Source organism: Trinickia sp. NRRL B-1857, from assembly GCF_050470685.1.
Lineage (GTDB): Bacteria > Pseudomonadota > Gammaproteobacteria > Burkholderiales > Burkholderiaceae > Trinickia.
Genome location: NZ_JBFLUK010000001.1, coordinates 782,176 through 795,742 on the forward strand (window position 1 = coordinate 782,176; position 13,567 = coordinate 795,742).

Here is a 13,567-nt window from a genome sequence, read left to right on the forward strand (position 1 = left end):
GGAAAACACACTTCACACGATCCTCTCTTTCCGCCTTGCGTCGGGGACGAGCGGTATATCCCGACGGTCGCGGTACATCGGTTAGCGGAGTTCTCCGAATGCTTCGAGCGAATCGACAATCGCGACTACGGTCCGCTGCATGAGCAAGTCTGCGACGTCGAACTCCACTCCTAGACACATGGCGATACTAGATGCAACTGAGGTCGCCATTAACGAGTCACCGCCGATCGAGAAAAAATCGCCGGTGACATCGATCGCGTCGTAGCCTAATGCATGCGCGAAGCAACGCGCTACGACGACTTCAGCATCGCGATACCGTCCGTCGATTCCGCCCTCGAGCTTGAGCTCGACGGCTTCGATCTCCTGGCGCTTGGCCTGCGCGGCGGCACGCAGCCGCTCCTGAAGACTTTCTTCGGCGTCCGACATCTTTTTTGCGACACCATCGCTCAAACGCACGTCGAACGACTTGAAGATGTGAACCAGGTTTCCGTCGTAATTCACTTCGCCGGCGAATACCCTACGCCGTTTAGAGCGCAGCGCCCGATCCAAGATTTTGATCGCCGCCTCTGTCGGCAAGGCCTTGAACGTCGTATCCATCCAAGTTCCCCCATCGACAGCCATACCGGTGTCGCGCCAAGCGACCCAATCGATGGAGACCACGTGTGTGTCGTCCGCGCGCGCCGCACGAGCTAAGGTGTCGAAGTAATAGTTCGCTGCTGCATAGTCACCCTGCCCGGATGCAGGAAAAACCACCGCGACCGACGAAAAGTACACTACGAAGTCAGGCGCTTTCGTCCCACATGCGGATTCAATGATGTTCGCGCCTAGAATTTTCGGCGCGACCACAGCGCGAAAGTCCGCAAGCGATCGCAACGAGATCATGTTGCGACCGGGAATGCCGGCTGCGTGCACGACGCCGTCGATCGTGCCGACCGACCCAGCGATTTGCGCCAGAACGGCGGCGAGCGCTTCGGGATCACCAACATCGACCGCGAATCCGTAAACTCTAGCGCCCGAGCGTTCAGCATCCCGCAAGACGCTCACGGTACGCGCAGCGCGCCAGCCGTGTACGTCTTCGTCGATGCTGTCCCATTCCTTCCGCGGTGGCACCCCCGATCGGCTGAGCAACACGAGATTGATATCCGGTTGTTGACGAACGAAATCTTCAATGATGGCCAGCCCAATCCCACCGGTGCCGCCCGTGATTAGATAAGTGCCGCCAGCCTTCAGATAAGCGCCTGGCCTATCGCACTCAATTTCAAGTAGTTCCTCGAATTCCTCACGGTACGACACGCCGTCGCGTAGCAGATGAAGCCCTGGCTCGTCGCGCATCAATTCGCGCCAAACCAGATCCGGGGAAGCTGTAGCATCCACGTCCTCCACCCGCGTTTTCAGGTACGGAAACTCCCGCCCAATCACTTTAGCCAACCCCGCCAAACTCGAGTTCTCGGGCGCTATGACCATCGCGCCGTCGTGCAGCGCGCACGCGTTTTGCGTTAATACCGACAGTTTCGCGCGCACGCCTGCTCTCATCAGTGCCTGGCTAAGCAAAAACAGGCTCTCCAAGTTCTTCCGGATACGGCGATCGACTTCTTGCACCGAAGTGCTCGGCTCGATTTCCAAGGCCAGCGCGTGCACGATATGGCTATAGTCATGCTCCACAACATGCGCAGCCACTCTTTGCATTCCCTCCGCAGTGACATCGAAGCCTCCCCTGTCCGGGCTACCGTGATCGCCCAGCTTCAAAACGGTAACGTTTGGCCGCTGTGCGACTGCAAGGCGCTGCTCGGCTCGGGTATCGGGATCGATGAGCACCAAAACGCCGCGCGTCTTCGAATTCTCGCTTCCCAACGGCTCGGAGCGGAATACGATGTCATGAGTCGACGGATGAACTTGATTACCAGGAAGGTTCAGACGCCCTCCAACGAGGTCCCCCCAATTGACTGGAAATTCCTGCCAGCACCTCTCCTCGTCATATGGATAAGGCGGCAAAGCAACAATGCGCCCGTGCGGCAACTCGGGCAGCGATACGCCGCCCACATAAGCAAGGAGGACGGGGTCGCTGCTCGTAACTCCCCAACCGGGAATCGACGATACAAATTCGGTGGCAGGCGTCCGACCGTCGCCGAGCGCGGCGAGCGCCTCACCTAGTTCGCTGATAGAAGCCACCCTGAGCGCCAATCTCAGCGCATGGTGCGAACGCGAAACGAGAGAGGTATAGCAGATGTCCGCGAGTGACGGAGTTTCGACCTGAGTCAAATGGCGAGCATAAGCTTGCACAAGCATACGAAGCGAACGTTCCGAATTCGCGCTCAATACAAACAGCTGCGAAGCCGGAACCGAAATCGGATCTGACGGCTCGGGCGCCGTTCCAAGCACAATATGACAATTGGTACCACCGATCCCGAACGCGCTGACACCGGCGTAGCGCGGCCCCGGGCCTGACTGCCAGGTTTCGTTGACAGTCGGAATGCGGATCGGACCTTCGGAAAAATCGATGCGACGGTTCGGTTGTGTGAAATTCGCCAACGCTGGAATCGTGGCTCTGTTTAGCACCAGCGCGGCCTTGATAAAGCCGATGACGCCGGATGCCTCGAAAAGATGGCCGACGTTCGTCTTGGCCGTGCCCACTGCGCAAAACATCTTGTCCGCCGTATGCTGTGCGAACGCGTGCTTCAGCCCATTGAACTCGATCGGATCACCGATCCGCGTCGCGGTACCATGCACCTCAATGTATCCAATATCGCGCGGATTAACGCCGCTATTCGACCATGCATCGAGCAGCAGAGCCGTCTGGGACTTGCTGTCCGGCGCAGTAATCATTTCCGATCGTCCGTCGTGGTTAACCGCGCTACCCGCAATAACCGCGTAGATCTGATCGCCACGCGCCAACGCATCGTCGAGCCGGGTCAATACAATAGCACCGGCACCTTCACCGAAGCCGGTTCCGTCCGCTTGTTCGTCAAACGTACGCGTATTGCCGTCGGAAGACTCTATACCCAATGCGCGCTCAGAGCTTTTGAGCGGTGCCAGGATGATACGCGCGCCGGCCACGATCGCGACATCGCAGTCGCCCAGCAGCAACGCATTTTTCGCCTCGTGGATTGCGACCAACGTAGCGGAACACGCTGAGTTCACGACTAAACTGGGCCCATGCAGGTCCAGTTCGAACGAGATACGGTTGGCCAACATCGTCCCCATATTACCGGTGAGGCAGAGCGGCGTCAGCGATGGATCGGTGCGCGTCAGGTAGTCGACGTAGGTTTGCCCCGGATTCACAGAATAGCCGACGTACACGCCCACACGCAGTGCCTTGGAGCGAGCGCCACTGAATCCCGCGTCTTCCAGCGCGTGATACGACGTCTTGAGCAACAAACGCTGCACGGGATCCGCCAATGCTCCCTGACGGGGCGTGATCTTGAAAAAGCCGTAGTCGAACAGGTCGATACGGTCGAGATAGCTGCCGTTGTGGAACTTGAGCGAGGTATCTAGCAGCGGCTTGACAGCCGCGTTCCGAGCGTACTGCACATAGTTGACTATGTCGCGTTTACGGCGCTCCGGAAATACTTTTGTAGTCGTCGCCTGACGGCACGTCATTGCCCAAAATTCGTCGATGTTGTGTGCGCCGGGCAGGTCCACCGCCATGCCGACGACTGCAATGTTGCTAGCCATGACCACTCCCTTCAATTGGCAGAGATATGTTCAGAGAGACGCATCAACGTACTGCCATTGACTTCGTCGAACGAGGTAACGCCGCATTGCCTCAATCGCCGCACGGCGGCGACCCATTCCACCGGCGCGCTGATCTGATCGCGTAGGATGCGCCTTATCTCTGACACCTCCACGCTGGTGCCAGTAACACTAGAGACGACTGGTTTGGTCAGTGGGCCGAATTCGATCTCTGCGAGATGTCGGCCGAATGTCCTTTGCGCCTGGGCCATTAGCGGGCTATGGAAAGGCCCGCTAACATTCAGCGGGACGGCTTTCGTCGCGCCTGCGGTCGGTAGCAATCGAGCGCATTGCTTAAGCATCGTGCGCTCTCCGGCGAGCACGATTTGCTCATCGGAATTGTGGTTTGCTATATAGACCGCGGCAAACCCACATTCGCCCAAAACTTCGGATACCGCTTCGCGAGTGAGGCCGAATACAGCCAACATCCCGCCATCTTCGATACACGACATCGCCTTGCCCCGCAGAGATACGAGCTTGAGGCAAGAGATAAGATCGATCGCTCCCGCTGCGACGAGTGCGTTGAACTCACCGAGACTATGTCCCGCGTAATAGTCACTGTCGCGACCGGCTCCGCGCGCTTCGAGATGTGCCAACGCATTGACGAATACGATGGCGGGCTGCGCGTACTCCGTTCGTCGCAACTGCGTCCCGGAGCTATCAAGGCAAACGGAGACAAGATCGTAGCCGAGGGCGTTCGATGCATCGTCGCAAAGTACGCTGTGATCTGCGAACAGCTCTGCGCCCATGCCGGTGCGCTGAACACCTTGCCCCGGAAAAAGTAAGGCACGCATTATCGTCCTCCATACTGAAGTGATCCAGCGGGCGGCATTCCAGTCTGCCGCTCCGTAACGATCCGGGCGTGGGCACTACGTGCCGCCGCGCATTCGTCCTTAAGCTGCCGTAGCAGCACCTCATCCTTGTTACGCAGTTCCGCCAAGCCTCGCTGCACCAGCCCCATCGCAATCGGATCAGGCTTGGCATACAGGTTGGTCACGGCATCGAGCATGGCGCAAGCAGTCCTGACTGTCCCCCTGGCAAGCGCCTTGGCCTCGGCGGAATGTGTCGTTCGTTTCAGGAATCGGCCGAACAATAGCCGCGATCCGGCGATCATCGATAGGGCGTTCAACCCCGAAGCTGCAAACAGATGTGGGAGTCGCTGCAACTCGGTTGGAATTGCGTCGCGCAGTACGTCATAGAGTTCATGATCGTCGCGATTGAGATCGAGAGTGTCGATGTAAATGCGCTCCGCGAGGTCGACGCACGACTCGCTCGTGCTCATCTCAACCATCGTCACGTCTGCGAACCATTCCGAGGGGCTCGTTTCATATCCCTTAGTGATGGTCTCGTCATCAACCGTGAAGTTCGCGAATTCGTGGTTGAGTGTAGCGTCGTCTCGGATAAGCAAATCACCGGACGAGCGTGCCGCTCCACATAACAAAAATGAATGCGGCAAAAAGCCTTCCACCGGCACGCCCATCGCGCGGAGGTAGTCGGATTGATATGGAATTTGTGAACGCGGCGCGAAGAACGACAAAGCATCGTCGTGCGCTATCGCCCCCCGTGCCAGTGCGTAAAAGTCGTCGAACGGAAGCGTGCCGTAACGCCTCACGCTCACACCAAGGATGCTCAATGCCCGCTGCTCGACGTAATCATACTCATACGACCAACGATACAGCCCCTTCCGATAGACATGATCGTATATTCGACCCGTATCAAAAAACGCCGAGCAATACAATAAATCAACGTCCGCATTTCTTGAATACAGCAAAGCAAGAATCTGATGAGCCCTGCAATTCAGATGAATTACTGGATCTTGGCTAACGATTCTATCGACATAAGATACCGTTTTCATCTCAAATTTTCCACGAACCGATCATAAACATTTTGCCAACGATAGCCCTATGCGCGGCCACATAAAACCACGCACAATTGCTACAAAGGTGGGCTCGCGCTGGGACCGAACAAGCGGAGCGCTGAGTTGGGCCATCCCCCTCTATATCGCACTATTTATGCAATACGCGTAAGATGCACCAGATCGATGCAATTGATGCAATTGATGCACCAAATTAGAAATCCACCAAATACATTGAGAAAATCGATAACAACTTAATACAACAAGATCATGGAAAGCCTAAATTACAAGCACCGACATGTAAAATAAAATTATCAATTTAGACGATTTGCTCTATATGCATATTTGTCACAAACTCACCACCACACATCGAAGGCTGATTCAAAATATGAACACTGACATCGAATACGCTCAACCGAAATCACAGTATCCAGCCTCACTCCCATTCACAATCCGAATGGCAGTTGACAAAAAAGCTCGTCGTGAATGTATACACAGCGCAGGAATCGAGCCGTAGCTGCGCTCCTTGCGACGCAATCGGCAATGCACTACTCCAAGATAAAGCCGAACAATACGTGGAATGTTGATATGATCGGAAGCGGTTGATCACTTCCCCATCACGCATCTCTACCCGCATCGCAGCAACAACGCGGGATGAAAGACAGATCGATCCAGCCGGTGACGGGGCATCGGCGGCTCAGGCGATTTCGCGCGCAATGCCGCATGTGCGATCTTCGCGACGAAGTCCGTGGCGAAGGATGGCCGCATCTCGAGCATCGTCCCCATGGTCCCGCACGTGGACCACAACGAACACGACGTGGACGTAATCGTAACGGAGCAAGGTCTTGCCGACTTGCGCGGCCTTGCGCCGCGCGAACGTGCCAAGCTCATCATCGAGCGCTGCACGCATCCAAGCTATCGCGACTTGCTGCGCGACTACTATAACGATGCGCTCAAGCACGGCGGCCAGACGCCGCACGATCTCGCGAAGGTGTTCGAGATGTATGCGCGCTACAAGGAAACGGGCTCCATGCTTCTTAACGGATAGATGCAAGTGGGAGGCGTCTCGGTCTGCCGCTTTGCGATACAACCGAGCCCTCCTCTATTTCACCGTGGCGGATTTTCACATTCCCGTTAAACAACCCGTCCGCTTAAGCCTAGTCAAACTAGTCCGTTCACGGTATTTCAGTTGCACGCAAGCGCTCGCAGCCTTCAAAGCGACATTCGCCGATTGCTGTCAGAATAGCCTCGAAAAGCATAGGCGCGATTCCGAACACCGATGCGCGCGGCTGCTACCGCGGCGAGACAGCGCATCCGGAGATGTTCATCGACCGGCTCTCGCCTATTTCGCGACGGATGTGATTTCCAGAATGGAGCACGACGGTTATGCCCACGCTTGACGAGCAGATTGCGCGCGCAATCGAAGATAGTCAAAAAAGCGGTGAACTCAAATGCGCAAAGAGTTGGGGAAAATCTCAGGAAGAAGACCCGGGATTCCACGAGACACCCGACGAATTCCGCCTTCCGTTCAAGATTCTTAAAGACGCGGGACACATTCCGCCGGAAGTTGAGATGCTCAAAGAGATTGCGGCCTTGATGGAAGAACTGAATGCGCTTTCTCCCGGCGACCCGCGCTACGACGTCAAGAAAACGCGCCTCGCGGATCTTCGGCTCAAGACGGCGATACGTCTCGAAGCTATGCGCTGTAGTGGGCGCATTTGAGGGCACCCGATCCCGGTCCGACTACCGGGTAATGTCGCTTGAGGTGCTGTCCAACAGCCTGAATGCCGTTTACCGCGCCATCGCGATATGCGCCGCGAGCAAACGCCTCTTGCATCGCGCCGCAAATCGCCTCCCACTCGCGCGCGCCGACGCGTGCGTGAACCGCGCGATCCGCCACGATCTCGACGGCGCGATCGGCAAACAACACATAGATCAACACGCCGTTGTTGTGCTCGGTATCCCATACGCGCAGTTGCGCGAATACCTCGAGCGCCCGCTCGCGCGGCGATTGATTGCGCAGTAACGCGGCGCTATGGAGCGCACCTTCGACGGCGAAACATACTTCGCCCACGTGTTCGGCGTTGCACGAAACGACGGCCGCTTCGATTGCGCGTAGTGCATCTCGATCGAATGCCCGCGCAAGCGTCGCGTGAGTCGTCAGCAAGTGCCTGAGCGCACGCCGTGCGTCCATCTTCACCACCTCCCCGATGCACCGCCGCCGCCGAAGCCTCCGCCGCCACCACGGAAGCCGTCGTGCCGATCCCCCGAGTCGCCGCCACGGCCAAACCCGTGAGTGCCGACGTAGCCGCCTATCCCGGTGCCGGTCAGCGTCAGTACAAACGCGATCACGCTCACCGCTATCGTCACGAGCAGCCCGGCCGTCAGCAACCATGCCGCGATCGCCGCCCCGCCCGCGGCGATCGCCGCGCCCGGTAGCCGGCCGAACAAGGCGCGCAGCACCCCGCCGAACACGACGACGAGCATGAAAACGATGGGCGCAAGACGCCAAAGATCGGTCGACCCGCGCGCGCCGAGATCTTTCGGAGGCGGCAGGGGTTCGCCCTCGGCCACACCGATCATCCGATTCACGCCCTCGGCAATACCGCCGTAGAAGTCGCCTTCACGGAAACGCGGCACGATGATCTCGCGGATGATCCGGCTGCACACCGCGTCGTTCAACGCCCCTTCCAAACCGTATCCCACCTCGATCCGCAGCGTGCGATCGTTCTTGGCCACGATGAGCAACGCACCGTCGTCGACCGCGCGACGCCCAAGCTTCCATTGCTCGACCACACGCAACGAATATTGTTCGATCGTCTCGGGTTCGGTCGTCGGCACGATCAGCACGGCGATTTGCGTGCCCTTGCGCTGCTCGAATTGCGCCAATGTGCTCTCGAGCGCGACCTTTTGATCAGGCGTCAGGGTGCCGGTCAGGTCTGTTACGCGGTCAGTCAGCGGCGGCACCGAAACTTGCGCACCCGCGACGGACACGCCAAGCAGCGTCATCCCGACAGCGAGTAAAGCCAACCATTTGCGCAGCACGTTCAATTGGTCGTTCCTGCCGAAGCGGGCCGCGCCCCCGCTGGCGGCGCATTGAAATCGACGCGCGGCGGCTTCGCGATCTCCGCTTCGTTCGCCGCCGAGAAGTTCGGCTTTTCCTTGAACCCGAACCACTTCGCGGTCAAGTTCGAGGGAAACGACCGGACCGTCGTGTTGTACTGCTGAACGGCCTGAATGTACCGATTGCGCGCAACCGTGATCCGGTTTTCGGTGCCTTCGAGCTGGGCTTGCAAGTCGCGGAAATTGGCATCCGATTTCAACTGCGGATAGCTTTCCGATACGACGAGCAAGCGCGAAAGCGATGTCGTCAATTGACCCTGCGCTGCTTGAAATCGTGCGAAGGCATCGGGATTGTCGAGCACATCGGGCGTCACCTGCACCGAGCCGACACGAGAACGCGCCTCCGTGACTTGCCTCAGCACATCGCGTTCTTGCTGCGCGTACCCCTGCACGGTATTGACGAGATTGGGCACGAGATCGGCGCGCCGTTGGTACTGATTGACGACCTCCGACCAACTCGCCTTGGTCTGTTCGTCTTGCGCCTGTAGCCGGTTATAGCCGCAGCCCGTCAACAGCAGCGGCACGAGCATCGTCACCACGAGCCATATTCTTCGCATCCCGCTCTCCAGAGGCCGAGCGGCAGGCGTGACGAGTGGTCACTCCGCCGCGAATCCGTAGATCAATGTGGCACGCGGCGAGCGACAGCGTCTTGATACATCTCAACGAAGCGGCGCGCGGCGATGGTGCGCGCGATACCGCTACGCACCGGACGCCGTCAATAGATTTCGAACAGCCCCGCAGCGCCCATCCCGCCGGCGATGCACATGGTGACGACCGCGTACTTCACGCCGCGCCGACGGCCCTCGATGAGGATATGCCCCGCCAAGCGCGAACCCGTCATACCGAACGGATGGCCGATCGATATCGCACCTCCATCGACGTTGAGACGCTCTTGCGGAATCCCCAAGCGTTGCTGACAGTAAATCGCCTGCGATGCGAACGCCTCGTTGAGCTCCCACAGTCCGATGTCATCCATCGTGAGCCCGTGGCGGGACAACAGCTTAGGCACGGCAAACACCGGGCCGATACCCATTTCGTCCGGCTCGCACCCGGCGATCGCAAAGCCGCGAAATGCGCCGAGCACGTCGAGGTTCGCTCGCTGCGCCGCTTTCGACTCCATCATCACACAAGCGGATGCCCCGTCGGAAAGCTGCGAAGCGTTGCCGGCCGTCACATATCGATCGGCGCCTTTGACGGGCGCGAGTTTCGCCAACGCCTCGTAAGTCGTGCCTCGACGGTTGCACGTATCGGCCGACACTGTCACTTCGCGCTCGCTCACGACGCCGGTCTCTTTGTCGGTCACGGCCATCGTCGTGGTCACCGGAACGATCTCGTCCTCGTAGCGACCCGCCAGTTGGGCAGCCTCGGTGCGTTGTTGACTCTGCACCGAGAAGCGATCCTGCGCCTCTCGGCTGATACCGTAGCGATGCGCGACCACATCGGCCGTATCGATCATCGCCATATAGAGCGCCGGCTTGTGCTGCGCGATCCACGGGTCGAGGCCGCTCGCGCCGTCCTCGCGCGTGCGAATGCCGGAAATACTTTCCAACCCGCCGGCAATCATCGCCTGTGCACCGTCGATGACGATATGTCCGGCCGCCATTGCAATGGCCTGCAAGCCCGAAGCACAAAAACGATTGACCGTCGTGCCCGCAATCGACGAAGGCAATTGCGCGCGAATCACAGCTTGGCGTGCGACGTTGCGCCCGGTGATTCCTTCCGGGTAGCCACAGCCGAGAATCGCGTCTTCGATCAGCGCCGGATCGATTCGGGCACGTTCGACAGCCGCGCGCACCGCGAACGCCGCGAGCGTCGGGCCGGGGGTGATATTGAATTCGCCGCGATGCGCCTTAGTCATCGGCGTACGCGCAGTAGAGACAATGACCGCTTCGCGCATAGTTTCATTCCCATCTAAAGTGCCGCCGGGCGGCAATTGCCGGAAGGTATTGCGCAATGACACGCCGAGCGCTGTTATCGGTTGCCGCGAATCCTGTCACGGCGAAAAACTTCATGTCAATTCATTTCCGATAATGGTTCGCATAGCGAACTCAGGCATATCTTTATCGCAACTTCATTCAATGACCGCATCCATCGGATGATTTGAAATATCGGTCCGCAATGCGAACCCTTTGACGAGGGCAAATCGCGCCGACGAGCCCGGCGAGGATCAAGAATGCGGCGGCTCGGTAAACGCTCGATAGCACGTTCGGCTTATCGATTGGCCGTTCGGACATGAATTGAGCGCTGGATCGAAACGCCAGCACCACCCGCGCGATGGAGGAACGCCGCATTCGCGCCATGATCGGATCGCTAGATGCATTCGATCATGGCGCCGCGCTTCGATGACTTACTGAGTCGGAAGCGCGTAGGCGATCACATAATCGCCGAGTTTGGTCCCGAACGAGCCGTGGCCGCCCGCGGCAATCACCACGTACTGGCGGCCGTTCACCGAATACGTCATGGGCGTCGCCTGGCCGCCGGCGGGCAAACGGGCGCGCCAGAGCTCCTTACCGTCGTTCACGTCGAAGGCGCGAATATAGTTATCGGCCGTCGCACCGATAAACGCCACGCCCCCCGCCGTCACGATCGGGCCGCCCAGCATCGGCATACCCAGCTTGAACGAGAGCGGGATCGGCGAGCTGTCGCGCGTCGTGCCGATGCGCTTTTTCCAAACGATTTGGTTCGTCTTCAAGTCGATCGCGGCCATGTAGCCCCATGCGGGCTGCTTGCAGGGCAGACCGAACGGCGAAAGAAACGGGTTCAACGTCACGCCGAAGGGCACGCCATATTGCGGCTGTATCCCCACCTCGGTGCCGCTGCCCTTTGCGCCGGCCACGGGCTCCATCGGATTGCCGGGGCCTCGGGGGATGAGACGCGAAACGAACGGCAGCGCGATCGGATTGGCGATCGCGATTTGGCGATCCGTATCGACCGCGATTCCGCCCCACTCGAACATGCCGAGGTTGCCCGGGAAAACCAACGTCCCTTGAACCGAAGGCGGCGTGTAGATGCCCTCGTAGCGAAGACGATGGAACATCACCCGGCATACGAGCTGGTCGTACATCGTCGCGCCCCACATGTCCGCGCCGGATAGATTCTTCTCCGGGCGGAACGTGAGCGCGGAAAACGGCTGCGTCGGCGCGACGTGATCGCCCTGCGCGGCGCCTTGCGGCACCTGGCGCTCGGGGGCCGGCACGACGGGCGTGCCGGTACGCCGGTCCAGTACGTACAGGTTGCCGGTTTTCGCGGGGGCGTAGACGACCGGGATGGTTTTGCCGTCCTTGCCCGTAATGTCGGCGACCGTCGGCTGTGAGGGCTGGTCCATATCCCAGAGGTCGTGATGCGTGCTCTGGTAGAACCATGCGAGCTTGCCTGTCGATGCATGCAACGCCAGCAGACCGCTCGCATAGCGTTCCTGCAACGGCGTGCGGTTACCGCCCCAGATATCGGGCGTCGAGACGCCCATCGGCAAATACACCAGGTCGAGCGTCGGATCGTAGGCGGCCGGCGCCCATGAGTTCGGCGAATTCCATGTGTAATGGCCGCCCGGGCCCGGCATCGCGTTCGGATCTTGCGCGCCCGGGTCGAAAGCCCAGAGCAGATTGCCCGTGCGCACGTCGAAACCCCGGATCACGCCCGACGGCTCCCGCGTGGAAAAGTTATCCTCGACCGAACCCGCGACGACAATGACCTTGCTCGTCACGACGGGCGGCGAGGTCGGCTCGTACATGCCGGGCGTCGTCACCGGCTCGTTGTGTTGGAGGTCTAGATCCCCGTTGCTCGCGAAGTCGGCGCAGCGCTGGCCCGTTTGCGCATCGAGCGCGTAGAGATGACCGTCATTGACTGGGAGGAAGATCCGACGCGTACACACACTCGCTGCCGCGGCCGCGTCCCTTGCCGACGCGGCGCCGGGAGCCGTTGCGGTTTCCGTTGCCGTTCCACCGGCGCCGGTCGCCGAAAGGTCCGCGTACGACACGCCGCGGCAGGTCACGTGCTGGAATGACGGATCTGCCTTCAGCTTCGGATCGAATTTCCATTTCAGTTGGCCCGTGCGCGCGTCGAGTGCGAACAAAATCTGATGGGGCGAGCACAGATAAAGCATGTCGCCGATCTTAAGCGGCGTGACCTCGTTCGTAATCTCGACCGGGTCGTTGGGGCCTTTCATATCCCCCGTCCTGAACACCCAGGCCACCTTCAAGTTTTTCACGTTCTCCGGCGTGATTTGCGCGACCGGAGAGTAGCGCGTGCCCTGCTCGGTGCGGCCGTAAGCGGGCCAATCGGCCGCATCGGCACCGCTCGCGGGAGCCGGCGCCGCCTGAGCGCTCACGGTTCCGTTGACGGTCTGCGGATCGTTGAAGACGGCATATACGAGTACCCCGCCCCAAATCACCAACGCGCTCAGCAGCGCACCGACGGGAATGCCTCGCGGCGGCATGAGCAGTGGGCTCCCGACGAGCAGCAGCCACAATCCGAAAATGACGAGAACGTCGCAGCGCGGCACGAGCGCCCAAAAATCGGGCCCCGATTCCCAGAGCCCCCAACCGGCGGTGCCGACAAGCACGAGCGCATAAAGTACAAACGCGCCGGGATGCCGGTGCCAAAGCAGCCACGCGACGGTAGCCAGCGCAATGCCGGTCGCGAGGTAATACGGCGTACCGCCGACTGCAAGCAGCCATACCCCACCGATGAGAAGGTAAATAGCCGTGAGACCGCAGAAAATCACGGACAACACGTTGACGATACGTACGGGACTGGATGGGGTCGACATGCTGGTTTCAGCCTCTACCTCGGTGACGTTTGGAGAAATGGCACCGCCGCTTTGACGGTGCGCCGCGCCTGACTCACCGCGAGGCTACGCAA

The 13,567-nt window shown here is 59.5% G+C and carries 9 protein-coding genes and 1 pseudogene; 2 read left to right on the top strand and 8 right to left on the bottom strand.

Going from position 1 to position 13,567, the window contains the following annotated elements; all coding sequences use genetic code 11:
• Window positions 1-81: 81 nt before the first annotated feature.
• From AB1286_RS03510 to AB1286_RS03520, 3 genes are read right to left on the bottom strand one after another with little or no spacing between them, the layout of a single operon-like run.
• The gene (locus AB1286_RS03510; RefSeq protein WP_430361957.1) at window positions 82-3,672 is read right to left on the bottom strand and encodes an SDR family NAD(P)-dependent oxidoreductase; all 3,591 of its coding nucleotides are present in this window, start codon (window positions 3,670-3,672) and stop codon (window positions 82-84) included.
• A gap of 11 nt (window positions 3,673-3,683) precedes the next feature.
• A complete protein-coding gene (locus AB1286_RS03515; RefSeq protein WP_430361958.1) occupies window positions 3,684-4,523 on the bottom strand; it encodes an ACP S-malonyltransferase in 840 nt (279 codons plus the stop codon).
• Window positions 4,523-5,584, bottom strand: coding sequence for a hypothetical protein (locus AB1286_RS03520; RefSeq protein WP_430361959.1), 1,062 nt, complete (start codon window positions 5,582-5,584; stop codon window positions 4,523-4,525). Before AB1286_RS03520 ends, AB1286_RS03515 begins: the two co-directional genes overlap by 1 nt.
• Before the next feature lie 685 nt (window positions 5,585-6,269).
• On the opposite strand from AB1286_RS03520, the pseudogene AB1286_RS03525 reads away from it, so the two are divergent.
• Window positions 6,270-6,632, top strand: a pseudogene (locus tag AB1286_RS03525) (acetyl-CoA hydrolase/transferase C-terminal domain-containing protein); the annotation flags it as partial.
• Between the two features lie 338 nt (window positions 6,633-6,970).
• Window positions 6,971-7,306: a DnaJ family domain-containing protein gene (locus AB1286_RS03530; protein ID WP_430361960.1), complete on the top strand. Its 336-nt coding sequence runs from the start codon at window positions 6,971-6,973 to the stop codon at window positions 7,304-7,306.
• Here the strand turns inward: AB1286_RS03530 and AB1286_RS03535 are convergent.
• The 5 genes from AB1286_RS03535 to AB1286_RS03555 all read right to left on the bottom strand — a co-directional run bounded on the left by AB1286_RS03535 (window position 7,281) and on the right by AB1286_RS03555 (window position 13,475).
• Complete coding sequence (locus AB1286_RS03535) at window positions 7,281-7,778, bottom strand: TPM domain-containing protein (protein ID WP_430361961.1); 498 nt, start codon at window positions 7,776-7,778, stop codon at window positions 7,281-7,283. The genes AB1286_RS03530 and AB1286_RS03535 overlap by 26 nt on opposite strands.
• Before the next feature lie 2 nt (window positions 7,779-7,780).
• On the bottom strand, window positions 7,781-8,635 hold the full coding sequence (locus AB1286_RS03540) for a TPM domain-containing protein (RefSeq protein WP_430361962.1): 855 nt from the start codon (window positions 8,633-8,635) through the stop codon (window positions 7,781-7,783).
• Window positions 8,632-9,264 (bottom strand): LemA family protein, encoded by a 633-nt coding sequence (locus AB1286_RS03545; RefSeq protein ID WP_430361963.1) that lies wholly within the window; start codon window positions 9,262-9,264, stop codon window positions 8,632-8,634. The genes AB1286_RS03540 and AB1286_RS03545 overlap by 4 nt, the downstream gene beginning before the upstream one ends.
• Before the next feature lie 158 nt (window positions 9,265-9,422).
• Complete coding sequence (locus AB1286_RS03550) at window positions 9,423-10,604, bottom strand: acetyl-CoA C-acyltransferase (protein ID WP_430361964.1); 1,182 nt, start codon at window positions 10,602-10,604, stop codon at window positions 9,423-9,425.
• Window positions 10,605-11,054: 450 nt separating this feature from the next.
• Window positions 11,055-13,475 (bottom strand): glucose/quinate/shikimate family membrane-bound PQQ-dependent dehydrogenase, encoded by a 2,421-nt coding sequence (locus tag AB1286_RS03555; RefSeq protein WP_430361965.1) that lies wholly within the window; start codon window positions 13,473-13,475, stop codon window positions 11,055-11,057.
• Between the last annotated feature and the right edge of the window lie 92 nt (window positions 13,476-13,567).

Excerpts from the sequence above, each read along its gene's own strand:
- AB1286_RS03555 (WP_430361965.1), bottom strand. The coding sequence starts at position 13,475 with ATGTCGACCCCATCCAGTCCCGTACGTATCGTCAACGTGTTGTCCGTG.
- AB1286_RS03515 (WP_430361958.1), bottom strand. The coding sequence starts at position 4,523 with ATGCGTGCCTTACTTTTTCCGGGGCAAGGTGTTCAGCGCACCGGCATG.
- AB1286_RS03550 (WP_430361964.1), bottom strand. The coding sequence starts at position 10,604 with ATGCGCGAAGCGGTCATTGTCTCTACTGCGCGTACGCCGATGACTAAG.
- AB1286_RS03510 (WP_430361957.1), bottom strand. The coding sequence starts at position 3,672 with ATGGCTAGCAACATTGCAGTCGTCGGCATGGCGGTGGACCTGCCCGGC.
- AB1286_RS03535 (WP_430361961.1), bottom strand. The coding sequence starts at position 7,778 with ATGGACGCACGGCGTGCGCTCAGGCACTTGCTGACGACTCACGCGACG.
- AB1286_RS03545 (WP_430361963.1), bottom strand. The coding sequence starts at position 9,264 with ATGCGAAGAATATGGCTCGTGGTGACGATGCTCGTGCCGCTGCTGTTG.
- AB1286_RS03530 (WP_430361960.1), top strand. The coding sequence starts at position 6,971 with ATGCCCACGCTTGACGAGCAGATTGCGCGCGCAATCGAAGATAGTCAA.
- AB1286_RS03520 (WP_430361959.1), bottom strand. The coding sequence starts at position 5,584 with ATGAAAACGGTATCTTATGTCGATAGAATCGTTAGCCAAGATCCAGTA.